At 72.3% G+C, this 16,525-nt stretch carries 13 protein-coding genes and 1 tRNA gene; 4 read left to right on the forward strand and 10 right to left on the reverse strand.

All coding sequences use genetic code 11. The features are described 5' to 3' along the window. Positions 1 to 5: 5 nt before the first annotated feature. From ACZ6B8_RS02695 to ACZ6B8_RS02725, 7 genes are all read right to left on the reverse strand, one after another. A complete protein-coding gene (locus ACZ6B8_RS02695) occupies positions 6 to 692 on the reverse strand; it encodes a DUF8185 domain-containing protein (protein ID WP_471606062.1) in 687 nt (228 codons plus the stop codon). Continuing rightward, entirely contained in the window at positions 689 to 1,141 is a 453-nt protein-coding gene (locus ACZ6B8_RS02700) for an acyl-CoA thioesterase (RefSeq protein ID WP_471073807.1), read from the reverse strand. The genes ACZ6B8_RS02695 and ACZ6B8_RS02700 overlap by 4 nt, the downstream gene beginning before the upstream one ends. Before the next feature lie 7 nt (positions 1,142 to 1,148). Next, on the reverse strand, positions 1,149 to 2,813 hold the full coding sequence (gene ettA / locus ACZ6B8_RS02705; RefSeq protein ID WP_471073804.1) for an energy-dependent translational throttle protein EttA: 1,665 nt from the start codon (positions 2,811 to 2,813) through the stop codon (positions 1,149 to 1,151). Between the two features lie 154 nt (positions 2,814 to 2,967). Further along, entirely contained in the window at positions 2,968 to 4,359 is a 1,392-nt protein-coding gene (locus ACZ6B8_RS02710) for an LAETG motif-containing sortase-dependent surface protein (protein WP_471606446.1), read from the reverse strand. A gap of 321 nt (positions 4,360 to 4,680) precedes the next feature. Next, complete coding sequence (locus ACZ6B8_RS02715) at positions 4,681 to 5,124, reverse strand: single-stranded DNA-binding protein (protein ID WP_471073801.1); 444 nt, start codon at positions 5,122 to 5,124, stop codon at positions 4,681 to 4,683. A 148-nt stretch (positions 5,125 to 5,272) separates the two neighbouring features. Next, positions 5,273 to 7,372 (reverse strand): GTPase, encoded by a 2,100-nt coding sequence (locus tag ACZ6B8_RS02720; protein WP_471606063.1) that lies wholly within the window; start codon positions 7,370 to 7,372, stop codon positions 5,273 to 5,275. Between the two features lie 5 nt (positions 7,373 to 7,377). After that, the gene (locus ACZ6B8_RS02725) at positions 7,378 to 9,117 is read right to left on the reverse strand and encodes a dynamin family protein (protein WP_471606064.1); all 1,740 of its coding nucleotides are present in this window, start codon (positions 9,115 to 9,117) and stop codon (positions 7,378 to 7,380) included. A 270-nt stretch (positions 9,118 to 9,387) separates the two neighbouring features. Here ACZ6B8_RS02725 and ACZ6B8_RS02730 point away from each other — a divergent pair. Beyond that, positions 9,388 to 9,460: transfer RNA gene (locus ACZ6B8_RS02730), tRNA-Arg, on the forward strand. 157 nt (positions 9,461 to 9,617) lie between these two features. Here ACZ6B8_RS02730 and ACZ6B8_RS02735 read toward each other — a convergent pair. Further along, a complete protein-coding gene (locus tag ACZ6B8_RS02735) occupies positions 9,618 to 10,058 on the reverse strand; it encodes a VOC family protein (protein ID WP_471073792.1) in 441 nt (146 codons plus the stop codon). 280 nt (positions 10,059 to 10,338) lie between these two features. Between ACZ6B8_RS02735 and ACZ6B8_RS02740 the strand changes: the two genes are divergently transcribed. Continuing rightward, positions 10,339 to 10,767, forward strand: coding sequence for a VOC family protein (locus ACZ6B8_RS02740; protein ID WP_471606065.1), 429 nt, complete (start codon positions 10,339 to 10,341; stop codon positions 10,765 to 10,767). A 62-nt stretch (positions 10,768 to 10,829) separates the two neighbouring features. On the opposite strand, the gene ACZ6B8_RS02745 is transcribed toward ACZ6B8_RS02740, so the two are convergent. Next, on the reverse strand, positions 10,830 to 12,839 hold the full coding sequence (locus ACZ6B8_RS02745) for an AMP-dependent synthetase/ligase (protein ID WP_471606066.1): 2,010 nt from the start codon (positions 12,837 to 12,839) through the stop codon (positions 10,830 to 10,832). A gap of 265 nt (positions 12,840 to 13,104) precedes the next feature. Continuing rightward, positions 13,105 to 13,749, reverse strand: coding sequence for a TetR/AcrR family transcriptional regulator (locus ACZ6B8_RS02750; protein ID WP_471606447.1), 645 nt, complete (start codon positions 13,747 to 13,749; stop codon positions 13,105 to 13,107). A 207-nt stretch (positions 13,750 to 13,956) separates the two neighbouring features. Here ACZ6B8_RS02750 and ACZ6B8_RS02755 point away from each other — a divergent pair, with 207 nt between their 5' ends. Together ACZ6B8_RS02755 and ACZ6B8_RS02760 are read left to right on the forward strand one after the other, a co-directional pair. Further along, positions 13,957 to 14,427 carry an SCP2 sterol-binding domain-containing protein gene (locus ACZ6B8_RS02755; RefSeq protein WP_471073783.1) on the forward strand — a complete coding sequence of 157 codons (471 nt, stop codon included), beginning with the start codon at positions 13,957 to 13,959 and terminating at the stop codon, positions 14,425 to 14,427. A gap of 129 nt (positions 14,428 to 14,556) precedes the next feature. Further along, positions 14,557 to 16,485, forward strand: a complete 1,929-nt coding sequence (locus ACZ6B8_RS02760; RefSeq protein WP_471606067.1) for an arabinofuranosyltransferase AftB family protein — start codon at positions 14,557 to 14,559, stop codon at positions 16,483 to 16,485. Positions 16,486 to 16,525 lie beyond the last annotated feature (40 nt).

The following is a 16,525-nucleotide window of genomic DNA, read 5'->3' on the forward strand; positions in this document are numbered from 1 at the left end:
CACCGTCACGCCGGCGTGACGGTGAGCCCTCCGGCACCGGCTGGTCGCACCGCGACCGACCCGTAGTCCGTACGCAGCCGGAGCCACGGCCCCGACGACAGCAGGGTCAGCACGCTGCCGCGCAGGAACCCCAGGGACTGCGCCGCGTGTGCGGCCCGCACCGGCAGCTGCGTGTCGCCGATCGTCCTGGCCCAGATCTCCCGCCCCACGCGGTCGAGTTCGGTCCGCACCCGCCGCTCGGCGGGCAACTCCTCGACGCGGGACCGGAATTCGGCGACGGCGCCCTGCACGAGGGCCCGCACCGCCGCCGGAGCCGGCAGCCCCGGCTCCTGCCGCCAGCCGCCGCGCGGGGGCAGCACACCCGCCCACGGCGGCCCGGTGACGGCCGCCGGAACCTCGGCGACCCCGGCGTGCTCCACGGACTGAGCCGACTCCCCGACCCGTTCCAGGAACTCCCCCGCCGAGACGGTGACGTCCAGCGTGGTGTGGAGCCCGTGCTCGTAGGGCTTGGCGAGCCGCGCCGTACGGATGACGAGCACCTCGAACGACGGCGGCCGCCCGAACACGGCGAGCGTGTCCCCGGCGGCCTGCAGCCGGACCGCGGCCGCCTTGTCGTAATGGATCAGCCGGGCCAGGAAGGCGGCGAGGTCCGCCGCCTCCCCGGCATCGGCGAAGTGCAGCCGCGCGGTCATGCGGCCAGCGCCCCCGTGGTGCCGGCGTCGGCATCAGTGTCGGCGTCGTCCACGTACTGCTGCAGGACGGCCTTCTCCTCGGCGGTGATCCGCCGGGGCCGCTGCGCCTCCAGGTTGAAGGGCACGACGACCGTGGAGGCCCGCACGTAGACCTGCTCCGGGTCCTTGACCTCGTAGGAGATCGTGAGCGAGGCGGCACCGATCTTCGTCACCCACGACTCGATGGTGACCGGCTCGTGCCGGTGCACCAACGGCCGCACGTAGTCGATCTCGTGGCGCGCCACGACGGACCCGCCGGAGAACGACGGGCTGCCGTCACCCGGTGCCAGCCGGAACATGAAGTCGATCCGCGCCTCTTCCAGATAGCGCAGGAAGACCGCGTTGTTGACGTGCCCGAAGGCGTCCATGTCCGACCAGCGCAACGGGCATTGGTATACGTGTCGAGCCACGGTCGCCTCAGCCCCGAGTCAGCTTCTTGTAGGTGGCACGGTGCGGACGGGCCGCGTCCGGGCCGAGCCGCTCGACCTTGTTCTTCTCGTACGACTCGAAGTTGCCCTCGAACCAGTACCACTTGGAGTCGCCCTCGTACGCCAGGATGTGCGTGGCGACCCGGTCGAGGAACCAGCGGTCGTGGGAGATCACGACGGCGGCACCGGGGAACTCCAGGAGCGCGTTCTCCAGGGACGACAGGGTCTCGACGTCCAGGTCGTTCGTCGGCTCGTCGAGGAGGAGCAGGTTGCCGCCCTCCTTGAGGGTCAGCGCCAGGTTGAGGCGGTTGCGCTCACCGCCGGAGAGCACCCCGGCCGGCTTCTGCTGGTCCGGGCCCTTGAACCCGAACGCGGAGACGTACGCCCGCGAGGGCATCTCGACCTGGCCGACGTTGATGTAGTCGAGCTCGTCGGAGACGACGGCCCACAGCGTCTTCTTCGGGTCGATGTTGGCGCGGCCCTGGTCGACGTAGCTGACCTTGACCGTGTCGCCGACCTTGATGCTGCCGGAGTCCGGCTGCTCCAGGCCCTGGATCATCTTGAACAGCGTGGTCTTGCCCGCGCCGTTCGGACCGATGATGCCGACGATGCCGTTGCGCGGCAGCGAGAAGCTCAGGTCGTCGACGAGCACCTTGTCGCCGAAGGCCTTCGACAGGTTCTCGACCTCGACGACGATCGAGCCCAGACGCGGGCCCGGCGGGATCTGGATCTCCTCGAAGTCCAGCTTCCGCATCTTGTCCGCCTCGGCGGCCATCTCCTCGTAGCGGGCGAGACGCGCCTTGGACTTGGCCTGACGCCCCTTGGCGTTGGACCGCACCCACTCGAGCTCTTCCTTGAGCCGCTTGGCGCGCTTGGCGTCCTTCTGGCCCTCGACCTTGAGACGGGACTGCTTCTTCTCCAGGTACGTGGAGTAGTTGCCCTCGTAGGCGATGGCCCGGCCGCGGTCGAGCTCGAGGATCCACTCGGCGACGTTGTCCAGGAAGTACCGGTCGTGGGTGACGGCGATGACGCAACCCGCGTACTTCGCGAGGTGCTGCTCCAGCCAGTTCACCGACTCGGCGTCGAGGTGGTTGGTGGGCTCGTCGAGGAGGAGCAGGTCGGGCGCCTCGATGAGGAGCTTGCAGAGCGCGACGCGGCGCTTCTCACCACCGGAGAGGGTGGTGACGGGCCAGTCGCCGGGCGGGCAGCCGAGCGCGTCCATGGCCTGCTCGAGCTGGGCGTCGAGGTCCCACGCGTTGGCGTGGTCCAGGTCCTCCTGGAGCTTGCCCATCTCCTCCATGAGCGCGTCCGAGTAGTCGGTCGCCATGAGCTCGGCGACCTCGTTGAAGCGCTTGAGCTTGCCCATGATCTCGGCGGCGCCGTCCTGCACGTTCTCCAGGACGGTCTTGGACTCGTCGAGCTGCGGCTCCTGCATGAGGATGCCGACGCTGAACCCGGGCGTGAGGAACGCGTCGCCGTTGGACGGCTGCTCCAGGCCCGCCATGATCTTGAGCACCGTGGACTTACCGGCGCCGTTGGGGCCCACGACACCGATCTTCGCGCCAGGAAGGAAGCTCAAGGTGACATCGTCGAGGATCACCTTGTCGCCGTGCGCCTTGCGCGTCTTGCGCATGGTGTAGATGTACTCAGCCAAGAGAAACCGTCCGGCAATCAGTGAGTGGGCAGATACACCCCATCTTGCCTGACAGCCACCTCCCGGAGGAAACCCGTACCGGCGGGCGCCCGTGACCTGGACGTTCGCCGACCACTTGGGTGGCCGGGCCGGCACCGAGCGTCACCGCCCCCTCTCACTCCTCCGTCGAGGCGTCCGTCTTGTCGTCCTTCTTGCGCAGGAAGAACACAGCCGCGCCGCCCAGGACCACGAAGCCCACCGCTATGCCCGCTATCAGCGGGGTGTTGCTTGAGCTGCCCGTCTCGGCCAGGTCGCCGCCGACGCCGACCGTGCCGCCCGCGGACGCGGGGCTGGGCTCGGCGACCGGCCGGGCCTTGTTGGTGACCACCGCGCCCTCGGTCCGGCAGTCGAGCACGCCCTTGAAGCGCTTCTCGAAGCCGTTCGGGCCCTGGATGGTGAAGTCGTAGGGCTGGTCCTCCTGCAGCGGGATCGTCACCGTCTGTGACGCGCCCGCCTTGATGGTGTGCCGGTAGCCCATCAGCCGGAAGGTGAACGGCTCGTCGCCCTTGTTCGTCGCGGTGATGTCCACGCCGCTCTTGGCGCAGTCCTTCTCCGCCGAGAGAGCCGGCAGCGCTCCCTCCGCGGCCCAGTGCGCCGTCGCCGCGGCCGACACCGTCGACTCGCTGGAGCCCGCGAGGATCTGCGTCTGGCTCCTGGTCTCGGAGGTGAAGGCGCGGCCGACCGGCACGGTCGTGGAGGCCTGCACGGAGAGCGCGGCCGAGCCGTCGGGGGCGCCCTTCGGCACGTCGAAGTAGAGGCGGCTGCCGTTGCGCGCCGACTTCACCGCCTTGCCGTTGCCGCCGACGACCTTCACACCGCTCGCCGTGTCCGCGGGCGGGGTCACCGTCACCGAGTCGGCGTCGGTGCGCACGGTCACCGGGCCGAGCCGCTCCCCCGCGCGCCCCGACACGGCCGGCGGGTCGAGCGTCAGCGACGCCTTCGGCTCGGCGCTGCCGCGCGCGCTCCGGAACAGGTGGTCGGCGAGCTTCTCGGCGCTCGGGTCGACGGCCTCGACCTTCGCGTGGTCGGAGTACCGCCAGATCGCCACCTGGGTGCCGGCCGCGGCGGTCTGCGCGGTGAGGGAGCGCACGCCCGCCTTCCTGGCCAGCGCCGCGAGGTCGTTCACCTGCGGGTAGGAGTTCTGGAGGATCCAGCGGATCCTGCCCGCGTCACGGTTGGTGCTCAGTGAGGTGCCGCTCCAGGGCGTCTCCTCGTACTTGGCATCCTTCTGCGTGGGGTTGAGGATGTCGACGCAGTACGTCTGGAGGGTGCCGCCGCCCTCCACGGTCATCTCGAAGAGTCCCGCGGGCACCTGCTGCGAGCTGCCGTTGTCCCGGACGACGGCCTGGTCGAACGTCCGCAGTCCGCCCAGCGTCGCGCTCGCGCCACCGCGGGTCTGCGGCGCCTCTTGCGCCGCGGCGGCGTCGGCGGCGGACACCCCGCCCTCCACGGCCAGCCCCACCGCCGCGGTCACTGCGGCGAGGCGGGCGACACCTCGGCTACGTATGGACAACGCAGAAAACACTGAATTCCCCTCCGGGCGGGACCCGTTCACAACGTTGGGGGGTGGACCCGCCAGCAGACCGAATGGGGCAGGATCCTCCGCCATCCGCATGGCGTCACCTGCCAACTGCCCCGTGAGTTATCTTCGGCATCCTAAGGAAACTGCGCATCACGAGCCCCACGCATCCCGTCGCACGGCGGATCCGACTCGGAATCGTTATCCCCCAACACCCCTTCCGAGCTGGGCTTATCGACAAATCAACCGCCCTCGTTCGACGATATGCCGCACATCGGTCGCCTCCTCGGACCCGATCCTGACGCCCCGTCACCCCACCGGCGCCGGCTCCCTGTCCCGCACCCCCTCGGCCTCCTCACCCCGCCCCGAGACGGGTGCCGTCAGCGCGGGGTTGCCCTTGGCGACCCGCCGGAACGCGGACGTCCCCCGCGACAGATCGTGGCCGATGGTCAGCGCCTCGATGTCCGCCGACGTCCAGTGCTGGCCGCCGCGCTCCTCGTCGCGCACCTTCAACCGGCCCTGCACGATGACCGGTTCACCCACCGACACCGAGCCCTGCACGTTCGTGCCGAGCGCACGCCAGGCCCAGACGGTGAAGAAGTTGGTGTGCCCGTCGTTCCACGTGTTCTTCGCCGCGTCGAAATACCGCGCCGTCACCGCGAGCCGGAACCGCGCCACCGGCCCCGACGGCAACTCCCGGTACACCGGTGTCGTCGCGACGTTCCCCACCACCGTCACCAAGGTCTCGTTCATGCCGAACCCCTCCCGCATCGTCCGCTCTCGCCGTCGCGCCCTCCGCGACCGCGATCTCAGACTGCACCGGCCGGGCGGATCCCGCTGAGCCCTGTGGACCGTCCCCCGGTTGTGGATAACTCCGTCACCCGGAAGGGGGAGTCGCCCCTCACCCCACCGGCGCCCCCGTGACCCGCACGTACTGCTCCCTGACCTCCAGATACCGCAGCAGCTCCGCCGCCACCGGATCGAGGACGCGCGCCCGGCCGCACCCGGCCGCCGCCTCCCGCAGGCGCCGTTCCGCCTCGTTCCCGTACCGCCGGGCCGGTCCGCGTGCCGCGAGGCGGCTCGCCCACTCCACGCACGGGCCGCCCACGATGCCCGCCAGCATCAGCAGCGCGGGCACGCCCAGGTTCGGCGAGGCGATCCCGATGATCTGTCCCACCAGCCACAGCCCGCCCACCACTTGGAGCAGTGTCATCGCCGCCTGCGCGAGGACCGCCGCGGGCCACCAGCCGGGCCGCGGTGGCCGTCCGGCCGGTCCGCCCGCCGCGACCGCCAGCTCGTCGAGCGCCTCGGGCAGCCCCACGGCGCCGCGCGCCGCAGCCTCCCGTACGGCCTGACCCCAGGGCGTGGGCAGGCCCGACGCCGCCTCGTCGGCCACCGTGCGCACCGCGTGCTCCACGCGCTGGCGCGCCGTCGCCTCCTCGTCCACGGGCGGCAGCGCGCCCGGCGCCGGCAGCCCCTGCGGGGAGCGCTGGGCCTCGAACCACCGCCACAGCCTGAGCCAGGGGTCGCCGCACGCCCTGCCCGCGTGCCGGCGCCAGGCCCGCTCCGCCGCGTCCCCCGCCGCGGTCGCGCCCACGGCGTCCGCGAGCCGGTCGGCGAACTCCTCGCGCGCCTCCTCGCTGAGCCCGATCCAGCCGCGGTTGCGTCCGGTGTGGCCGCCGCCGACGTACACCGGCCACAGCCGGTCCGTCGCCGCGTCCAGGTCGGCGGTGATGCGGCGGGCCGCGGCGCCCCGCTCCTGGGTGAACTGGCCGAGCGCCTCGCGCAGTTCGCCCATCCCCTCGCCGGTCAGCGCGGAGATGGCGAGCACCGTCGCGCCCGGCTCGCCGTGTTCGCCGAGCGCGACGCCGTCCTCGTCCAGGAGGCGCCGCAGGTCGTCGAGGACCTGGTCGGCGGCGTCCCCGGGGAGCCGGTCGATCTGGTTGAGCACCACGAAGGTGACCTCGGCGTGGCCTGCCATCGGCCGCAGATAGCGCTCGTGGACCATCGCGTCGGCGTACTTCTCCGGGTCGACGACCCAGATGACGGCGTCGACGAGGGCGAGGATCCGGTCGACGTGCTCGCGGTGTTCGGCCACCGCCGAGTCGTGGTCGGGCAGGTCGATCAGGACAAGGCCCTGGAGCTCGTCGGCGCCCGGCCCCTGCAGCGGCCTGCGGCGCAGCCTTCCCGGGATGCCGAGCCGGTCGAGCAGGCCGGCGGCGCCGTCCGTCCAGCTGCACCCGATGGGCGCGGCGGTGGTCGGCCTGCGTACGCCGGTGTCCGAGATCATCACGCCGGCGAGGGAGTTGAAGAGCGTCGACTTACCGCTTCCGGTGGCGCCCGCGATGGCGACGACGGTGTGCCGGTCGGAGAGCCTGCGCCGCGCGGCGGCCTCGTCCAGGACCCGGCCCGCCTCCGCGAGGGTGCCGCTGTCGAGGCGGGTGCGGGAGAGCCCGACGAGTTCGCGCAACGCGTCGAGCCGCGCGCGCAGCGTCCCCTCAGGGGAGGTGGCGCCCCGCTCGTACGCGCTGGGGCTCCCCTCGTACGCGCCGGGGCTCCCGTCGTACGCCAGGGGGCTCTCCTCGTACGAGGGGGCGCTCTTCTCGTACGCGAGGGGGCTCTTCTCGTACGACGTGGGGCTGCCCTCGTACGACGTGGGGCTCCCCGCGCGCGTGTAGGAGCGCACCGCGGTGTCGGCGCCGGGGAGTTCACCCCGGGGGCCGACCGCGACGCGCCGCGCGATGAGCCCGTCGTCCCAGGCCGGCTCGGAGTCGGTGCCGGTCCGCTCGTGGCCCTCGTCGTCCCCCTCGGGCCGCATTTCGGCGGGACGGGCCGCGTCGGGTGCGGCCCGGCGCGGCGCGGCGCCCTGGGACCTGCTCCCCTGGGGCTCGGCCCGGCGGGACTCGGTCTTCCCGGGGTCGGCCTTCCGGGGCTCGGCCCTGCGGGGTTCCGTGCCGTCGCCGTGGTCGGCGCGGTCGGCGTGATCAGTGACGGCGGTCACCGCGGTCACCTCTCCTTCTGCAGTACGGACAGGGCGGCGATCAGCTCGGCCTGGGGTTCGGGATGCACCTCTAGGGCGTCCAGGGGGGCGAGCCGGCGCTCCCGTTCGGCGGTGAGGACCTTCTCCAGGTAGTCGGTCAGCAGGCGCGTGCCCCGGTCGCGCAGCCGGACCGCGGCCTGGGCGCCGATGCGTTCGGCGAGGCTCTCCCCTGCGGAGCGCGCCCGGCGCCCGCCGAGCAGGGCGGTGGCGAGCAGCGCGGCGACGACCTCGGGGTCGGGCACGGAGTTCTTGTCGACCCGCTCGATCCCGCGGACCTCCTCCTCGGCGTACTCCTCCAGGACGCGCCGCCATCTGCGGACGGCCATCCCGATGCGGTGTTCGGCGTTCTCCATCTCCCGGTCGCGGTCGGCGAGGCCGGGGGCGCCCGCGGCGGGTTCGCGCCGCCACGCCTCGTCGATGCGCTCGTCGGCGGCGGTGACGGCGCACAACAGGAGCGCCTCCAGGCTCTCGGCGATGGCGTCGAGGAGCTCGCCGGGTCCGCAGTCGAGCGGATAGCTGCGCCAGCGCTTCAGGGCGCCGCCCGCCAGCACTCCCCCCGCACGCAACCGCCCCTGCACGCGCGCGTGCTCGTTCTCGTACGCCTCGTCGACGGCGGAGGTGAGCCGCAGCGCGGCGGCGTACTGGGCGGCGACGGCCCCCGCGAGCTCCGGCATCCGGCTGTCGAGGGAGCCGATGACGCCGTGCGCCGTGCGGGCGACGGCCTGGGCGCGGGCGGCGGGTTCCTGCACGCGGTGGGTGAGCCAGGCGCGCAGCGGGGCGACGGCGGTGGAGGGCAGCAGTCCGCCGCCGCCCGCGGATTCGGGCAGTTCGGGGACGGTGAAGCGCGGTACGTCGCCGAGGCCGGCCTTGGCGAGCAGCGCCCCGTACTGCCGTGAGACCTCGCCCACGACCTGGTGGGGCACCCGGTCAAGGACCGTGACGAGGGTGGCGTCGTGCTCCTTGGCGGTGCGCAGCAGGTGCCAGGGCACGGCGTCGGCGTACCGCGAGGCGGTGGTCACCATGATCCACACGTCGGCCGCGGAGATGAGTTCGGCGGCGAGGTTGCGGTTGTCGGAGACGAGGGAGTCGATGTCGGGGGCGTCGAGGAGGGCGAGGCCGCGCGGCAGGGTCGAGGCGGTCTCGATCCGCAGCGCGCGCTCCTGCTCGTCCCCGAGCGCCCGCGGATCGGCGTCGTCGCCGCCTCTGGCGTCCCCGCGGCGGTCCGCCCTCTCTCCTCCTCGTTCGTGTCCCCTCCCGTCGCCCTCACCGCCCTCAGAGGGCTCCTGACGGGGCATCCACACGCGCGTGAGGTCGGGCAGGATGCGCATCCCCGAGAACCAGTGGTGATCGTCCGGGTGGCAGACGAGCACCGGCGTACGCGTCGTGGGCCGCAGCACACCCGCCTCGCTGACCTGCCGCCCCACGAGGGAGTTCACGAGGGTGGACTTGCCGGCCCCGGTGGATCCGCCGATGACGGCGAGCAGGGGCGCTTCGGGTGCCTTGAGGCGGGGCACCAGATAGTCGTCGAGCTGTGCCAGCAGCTCGTCGCGGTTGGCACGCGCGCGTGGCGCCCCCGGAAGGGGGAGCGGAAAGCGTGCGGCGGCGACACGCTCGCGCAGGGCGGAGAGTGCGTCAAGCAATTGAGGCCGTACGTCCAAGGTCACCACATGCGAAGAATGCCCAATTTTGACGGCTTTCTGAAGCATATGAGCACCCCTGCGCGCCGATAGGACACAGGGGATGGAAGGGGCGACTGGGGCGCAGGCATAACGAGTGCACAACACCCGGGGCGTGAGGCGCCAAAAGCGATGCGCGATTCGCACCTGCCTGCGATTATCAGGACCGCTTCACCGAACCTCCACATCATGGCGGGGAGGCGAAGCACCAGGGGCAGGGACCCGGGAGCCCTATCCTTGTCCCCGGCAAGGTCACGGATCTCCCCCAACCATCCGGCTCCATGCCACCGGCCACACCCGGCCCCCGTAGCTCAGTGGATAGAGCAGGCGCCTTCTAAGCGCTTGGCCGCAGGTTCGAGTCCTGCCGGGGGCGCTTCTGTCCAGCCTTGTTCGGCCCTCCACCCCGGAGGGCCTTTTTGCTGGTCAGGGGGAACGTAGCGAGTGGGGCGTAGCGGACGCGTAAGCGTCGCCCCGCCCCACCTCCCCGCGGCCCGGCCGGTCGCCCGGCTCGGCCCCGTCGGTCGCCCGGCTCAGCCCAGTTGCTCCGCCAGGCCGACGATGATGCCCTCCGGGCCGCGGACGTAGCAGAGCAGATAGCTGTCCTCGAACCGGGCGATCTCGCCGAGCACCTCGGCGCCGTGCGGGCGCAGCCGGGCGACGGTGTCCTTGATGTCGTCGACGGCGAACATGACGCGGTGCGTGCCCAGGATGTTGTGCGGCTTGTCGCGGGGGCCGTCGCTGGTCGCCTCCGGGCTGCGGTACTTCGCCAGTTCGAGCCGGCTGTGACCGTCCGGGGTCCTGAGCATCGCGATGTCGCAGCGGACGCCGTCGAGCCCCGTGCACCGGTCGGCGACGGCACCCTCGACCTGTCCCCTGCCCTCCAGTTCCATGCCGAGTTCCTGGAAGTACGCGACGGCCGCGTCCATGTCGTCGACGACGATGCCCACGTTGTCCATGCGCTGAATCGCCATGGTGGTCTCTCCTGCTTCCTCGGGCGGCCTGCGGTGGCCGCTGATGCCCCTGGGACGGAGCCGGTGACACGTTCTCGACATCCCCGGCCCCGCCGGATTCCGAAAAATCGTGGATCGCGCCTCACCTCTCCGATCGCGCCTCGGATGAGGTTCATCCGGATGTACCAGCCCGTCGGCTCCGCGCCCTTCGCCTCGGGCCGCCGCCGCGCCGTGAGGTGTGGCTTCCGTCGTGTCGCGACGGTGGGTTCTCAGGGCCGGCGTGCGCCCCTACGGTGATCGGGTGACGTCGATCAAGAAGTTCCAGGTCACCTTCGACTGCGCGGAGCCCGAGCGCCTCGCCCGTTTCTGGTGCGAGGTGCTGGGGTACGTCGTGCCGCCCCCGCCCGAGGGGTTCGCCGGCTGGAAGGAGTACCGGGAGTCGCAGCCTCCGGCGGAGCGGGACGCGTGGTTCGCCTGCGTCGATCCGACGGGCGTGGGCCCCCGGCTGTACTTCCAGCGCGTCCCCGAGGGGAAGGCCGTCAAGAACCGGGTGCACCTGGACGTGCGCGTCGGCACCGGGCTCGTCGGCGAGGAACGGCTCGCCGCGCTCGAGGCCGAGTGCGCCCGGCTCGTCCCGCTCGGTGCGGTGCACGTACAGACGCTCTACGACGGCAACGACTCCTGCATCCCGATGCTGGACATCGAGGGCAACGAGTTCTGCGTCGACTGACCCCGGGGCCGGGGCTGTCGGGGGCCGGGCCAGCCCGGCCCCCGGGTCACGCCGTCACCCTGTCAGCCCCGCTCCCCGTACAACCCCTCGATCTCCGCCGCGTACGCCGCCGCCACCGCGTCCCTCTTGATCTTCAGGGACGGGGTCAGCAGGCCGTTGTCCTCCGTGAACTCGCCCCCGACGATCACGAACCTGCGGATCGACTCGGCCCTGGACACCGCCGCGTTGGCGTGGTCCACCGCCTTCTGGATCTCCGCGATCATCGCCGGATCCCCGGCCAGCTCCGCCAACGGGGTGTCCCTGGGCCGCCTGCGCACCGTCAGCCAGTGCTCCACCGCCTCGGGCTCCAGCGTGACCAGCGCGGCGACGTACGAACGGTTGTCCCCCACGACCATGCACTGGCCGACCGGCGCCCGGCTGCGCAGCCGGTCCTCCAGGACGGCGGGTGAGACGTTCTTGCCGCCCGACGTGACGATGATGTCCTTCTTGCGGCCGGTGATGGTCAGGTAGCCGTCGGCGTCCAGCGCGCCGAGGTCGCCCGTGGCGAACCAGCCGCCCGTGAGCGCCGCGTCCGTCGCGGCCGGGTTGTTCCAGTACGAGCCGAAGACGATGCCGCCCTTGATCAGCACCTCCCCGTCGTCCGCGATGCGCACGGCCGTGCCCGGCACGGGCAGCCCGACCGTGCCGGGGCGGGGCCGCAGTGGTGGGGTGATGGTGGCGGCGGCCGAGGTCTCCGTCAGGCCGTACCCCTCGTAGATGATGATTCCGGCGGCGTAGAAGAAGAGGTTGAGGTCGCGGTCCAGGGGCGAACCGCCGCTGATCGCGTACCGCAGCCGGCCGCCGACCTCCTTGCGGATGCGGCGGTAGACGAGGAGTTCGTACAGCGCCCAGGCCGCCCGGAGGCCGAGGGTGGGGCCGGGGGCCTTGGTGTCCAGGAACTTGTTCAGGTACGCCTCGCCGAAGCGCGCCGCGATCCGCTCCGCGCGGTCGAACGACGCGGCCCGGCCCATCTTCTCGGCCGTCGCCCGGCCGGTGTCGTGGATCTTCTCGAAGAGGTACGGGACACCGACGAGGAAGGTGGGCCGGAACGAGCGCAGTTCCGGGCGGAGTTCGTCCGGTTTGATGCCGGGGCAGTGGCCCACCTCGATGCGGGCGAGCATGCAGGCGATCTGCAAGGTGCGGCCCAGGATGTGGGCGAGCGGCAGGAAGAGGAGGGTCGAGGCGACCTGTCCGGTGATCTCCTTGAAGATGGGGTGCAGCAGGTCGACGGTGTTCGCCGCCTCCGCGTGCAGATTGCCGTGCGTGAGGACGCAGCCCTTGGGGCGGCCCGTGGTGCCCGAGGTGTAGCAGAGGGTCGCGATCGAGTCCGGGGTGAGGGCGGAGCGGCGTTTGGTGACCTCCTCGTCGGACAACTCGCGGCCGAGGGCGACCAGTTCACCTATCACGCCGCCTCCGCCGGTCACGCCGGGTTCGCTGGGTTCACCGGTCACGCCGGGTTCGCCCGACCCCGCACCTTCCGTGCCCGCCCCGCCCTCGACGCACCGCACCCGCGGCGGATCCGCGTGGGCCGCCACCGCCTCCTCCGCCCTCGCCGCGTTCTCCGGCGTCTCCGCGATGAGCAGGCGCGCGCCGGAGTCCCGGACGATCCACTCGATCTGCTCCGCCGACGACGTGGCGTAGACGGGGGCGCTCTGGCCGCCCGCCGCCCAGATCGCGAAGTCCAGGACCGCCCACTCGTAGCGGGTGCGCGACATCAGGGCGACCCGGCCGCCGGGTTCCAGGCCGTCCGCTATCAGGCCCTTGGCCACGTCGGTCACCTCGCGCGCGAAGGCGGCGGCGGTGACGGGGCACCAGCGGCCGTCCCGCTTGCGGCGCAGCACCACCGCGTCGGGGGCCTCCGCGGCGTTGACGAAGGGAATGTCCGCGGTGCTCCCGGTGGTGGCCGGGGGGACGAGCGGGGCGGCACGGACCTCGCGTACGGTGCCGTGTTCGTCCCGGACGACCTGAACCTCGGCGCGGTCCGCGAGCCCGGTGTGACGTCGTGCCTTCTTCAGATCCTTGCGTACGCCCATGACGGCTCCCCGGCTTCCCGTTCCCAGCGGTGGTGCAGGCGGCTGATGGTGCAGACGGATTTGGTGCGACGGCTGTTGGTGCAGGCGACTGTTGGTGCGACGGCTATCGGTGCGGACGGCTCTTGACGCGGGCGGCTCTTGGCGCGGGCGGCTGTCGGCTCAGGCGGCTTTCGCGCGCGCCCCTCCGTGCGGGCACATACCTGCCCCGCACACGCGATCGGTACGTACTTACTCGGAGGTCAACTTACTCACCCGTAAGAAAAATTCAATGGGCCGGACGGCCCGGACGCCAGACCTCCCCCGCCAGGACTCCGCCCATCCCCACCCACACCATGTTCATCAGCCGGAGCGTCACACCCTCCGGCGACTGGCCCGGGTGCCGCGCCATCCAGTCCGTCAGCGAGTCCGCCGCACCCACCAGCGCGTGGGCCACGAAGTCCGCGTCCTCGTCGGAGAGTTGCACGCCGCCGCCCCTGCCACCCCCGTCCCCGCGCGCTCCCTCACTCCCGCTCCCGCTCTCCGCGATGCCCGACCGTACGAGCCCCGCCACCTCGGCCATCACCGCGTCGCGCGCCCCGGCCACCGCCGCCGCGATCGCCTCGCTCAGCTCCGACGCCTGGCGGTGCAGCACCACCCAGCTGTCGCGGTGCTCGGCGACGAAGGTGAAGAACGCCAGGAGCCCCGCGTGCAGCCGCAGTTCGGGCGCCGCGTCCGCCGCCGTCGCCGCCCCCTGGAACGCGCCGACCAGCCGGTCCGCCTCGCGGCGCAGACAGGCGAGGAAGAGGCCCTCCTTGGATTCGAGGTACAGATACACCATCGGCTTGGATATTCCGGCGAGTTCGGCGATCTCGTCCACCGAGGCCCCGTGATAGCCGCGCTTGGCGAAGACCCGGACCGCCACGTCGACGATCTGCCGCTCGCGCTCGGGGCGCGGGACCTTGCGCCTGCGGGAGGCGGGAGCGCCTCCGCGGCCGTCTCCCGCACCGGCGCGTCCGCCTCCGGAGTCGTCGCTCGCACCGGCGGATGCGCCTTCGGAGGTTTCCCTCACCCTTGTCAGCCTCCTGGTCCCGACTTACCTTACTCTTTAGTAAGTTTACCGTAGAGTAAGGAGATTGCCGTGGCGGACGACATCAGCAGGATCGCCGACCTCGACTTCGCCCGCGTCACGCCCGAGGAGTTCGCCAGGCTCGTCAAGAGCCTCTCCGCCAAGGAGATCGCCTCGATCGCCCGCGACGGCGCGCTGCGCGCCCGTGTCCTGAACGAGGTCTTCGGGCGCATGGAGCGGCAGTTCAGGCCGGAGGCGGCGGACTCGCTGACCGCGCTCATCCGCTGGCAGATCACCGGCTCCGGCGACAACGACGAGGCCGTGTACGAGACGGACATCGCCGACGGGACCTGCGTCGTGCGCGAGGGGCGCTCGGACGCCAGGCCACGCGTGACGCTCACCCTGGCCGACCCCGAGTTCCTCAAGCTCGTCTCCGGAAACGCCAGCCCCGTCTCGCTGTTCCTGATGCGCAAGGTCAAGGTCGCCGGGGACGTGGCGTTCGCGGCGGGGCTCACGCGGTACTTCGACATCCCCAAGGCCTGACCCGCCCTGGCCTGAGGGTCCTGACCCCCGGCCCTCCCCTCGGGGCCTGACCCCCAGGGTCCTCATCTGACCCTCAGGGTCCTCACCGCGCGATTCAAGGCCACCTTGACCTGCGCCGATGTAGCGGTCATGACGACCTCTGCGTACTCCTCCGTCGATGGTGCCGAAGCCGTCGCCGGGACCGCCCCGGAAGCGTCCGGCGGCCGGCCCGCGCGATGGCGGGCCCGGTCCCGTGTCGCCGCCTGCCTGCTGCCCGCCCTCGTCATCGCCTTCGCCGGCTTCCAGCGGCGCTGGATGTCCGACGACGGACACATCTATGTGCGGACCGTCCGCCAGGTCCTCGCGGGCAACGGGCCCGTCTTCAACCCCGGCGAGCGCGCCGAGTCGTCCACCGGCACCCTCTGGCAATGGCTGCTCGTGATCGGCGGGGCGCCGGGGTTCGACGTCGCGAGGGTGGCGATGTACGGCGGGCTGCTGCTCACCGCCGCCGGGTTCGCGCTCGCCGCGGCCGGCGCCCTGCGGATGTGGGGCGCCGACGGCTACGCGGTGCCGTGCGGGGCGCTGGTGCTGCTCGCGCTGCCGCCCGTCTGGGACTTCGCCACGTCGGGCCTGGAGACCGGGCTCGCCACCTGCTGGATCGCCGGGGCGTGGCTCGCGCTCGTCGGACCGCCCCGGACACGGTCGGGGGCGGGGTCTCGGTCAGGGTCGGGCTTGCGGTCGGGGGCGTTGTCGGGGTCGGGGTCCGGGTCGGGGTCGCCCTCGTGCGCGGGCTCATCGGCCCCGTCGGCGTCGCGGTCCCTGGTGACCTCTGCGGTCCTCGGGCTCGGGCCGCTCGTCCGGCCCGACCTGGCGCTGGTCTCGGTGGTCTTCCTGGCCGCGCAGTGGGTGATGGTCCGGCCGTCGTGGCGCGGGGCGCTCGCGGGCGCGGGTGTCGCGGGCGCGCTGCCCGTCGCGTACGAGATCTTCCGCATGGGCTACTACGGGCATCTGGTGCCGCTGCCCGGCGTCACCAAGGAGGCCTCACGCAGCCTGTGGGAACGGGGGTTCGGCTACCTCGGCGACTTCGTCGGCCCGTACGCGCTGTGGCTCCCGCTGGTGGCGGTGGGCGTGGGTGCGCTGGTCGCCGGCGTGGGTGCGCTGACGGCCCGAGCGCACCCGCCGGCCGCCGTGGCGGGCGCGTCGGCGCCCGGACCGCTCCGTGTGAGCGCCCGCACGCCCGCACCGGCTCTCGCCCCGGCCCTCGCCCCCGTCCTCGCCCCGCTCCTCGCCGGGACCCTGTGCTGGGTCTACGTCATCAAGGTCGGCGGCGACTTCATGCACGGCAGGATGTTCCTGCCCGGCCTGCTCCTGATGCTGCTGCCCGTCTTCGTCGTGCCCGCCACGCGCGTGTGGCGCGTCGTCGCCGTCGGCGTGGCCGTGTGGGCCGTGGTGTGCGCGGCCGCGCTCCGCATCCCGTACGAGGGGAAGATCGGGCCGAGCGGGATCGCCGACGAGCGAGGCGTGTACGTACGGCAGAACGGCGACCCGCACCCCCTCCACCACGACTTCTCCGAGTCCGCCGGCAACGCCCACTACATGCGCCTGGTCCGCGGGGCGGCACGTTCCGGCGAGCCCACCCTCCTGATCGCCTGGACACCGACCCCAGCCCGGACCCCGTCCGTCACCGGCGTCTACAACGTCCTCGGCATGAACGGCGCCGTCGTCCCGCTGAGCGGCGCCGCGCTCGACCCGATCGGGCTGGCCTATCCGCTGGCCGCCCACTCCGAGCCGCTCCCCGGCCGGGTCGGCCACGACAAGAGCCTCCCGTACGAGTGGATCGTCGCCGACCGGGGCACGGCGCGCGGCGCCGCGGACCAGCGGCTGGACCCCGCCCGGGTCGACGCGGCGCGCCGGGCCCTGCGCTGCGGGCCGCTCGCCGAGCTGCGGGCTGCCACGCGCGCGCCGATGACGGCGGGGCGGTTCTGGCACAACCTGACCGGGGCCGTGCACCGCACGTCGTTCCGTTTCCCCAATGATCCGGTGCGGGCGGAGCGGGAGCTGTGCGGCCGGGGACGCTGAAGCGGCTGCCCCGGGGAGCGCCGGGAGGGCGGCAACTCCC

Source organism: Streptomyces sp. NPDC041122, from assembly GCF_055592445.1.

Bases quoted from the DNA above. Each gene is read 5' to 3' on its own strand.
- ACZ6B8_RS02695 (WP_471606062.1), bottom strand. From the start codon at position 692: ATGACCGCGCGGCTGCACTTCGCCGATGCCGGGGAGGCGGCGGACCTC.
- ACZ6B8_RS02715 (WP_471073801.1), bottom strand. From the start codon at position 5,124: ATGAACGAGACCTTGGTGACGGTGGTGGGGAACGTCGCGACGACACCG.
- ACZ6B8_RS02725 (WP_471606064.1), bottom strand. From the start codon at position 9,117: ATGCTTCAGAAAGCCGTCAAAATTGGGCATTCTTCGCATGTGGTGACC.
- ACZ6B8_RS02735 (WP_471073792.1), bottom strand. From the start codon at position 10,058: ATGGCGATTCAGCGCATGGACAACGTGGGCATCGTCGTCGACGACATG.
- ACZ6B8_RS02745 (WP_471606066.1), bottom strand. From the start codon at position 12,839: ATGGGCGTACGCAAGGATCTGAAGAAGGCACGACGTCACACCGGGCTC.
- ACZ6B8_RS02760 (WP_471606067.1), top strand. From the start codon at position 14,557: ATGACGACCTCTGCGTACTCCTCCGTCGATGGTGCCGAAGCCGTCGCC.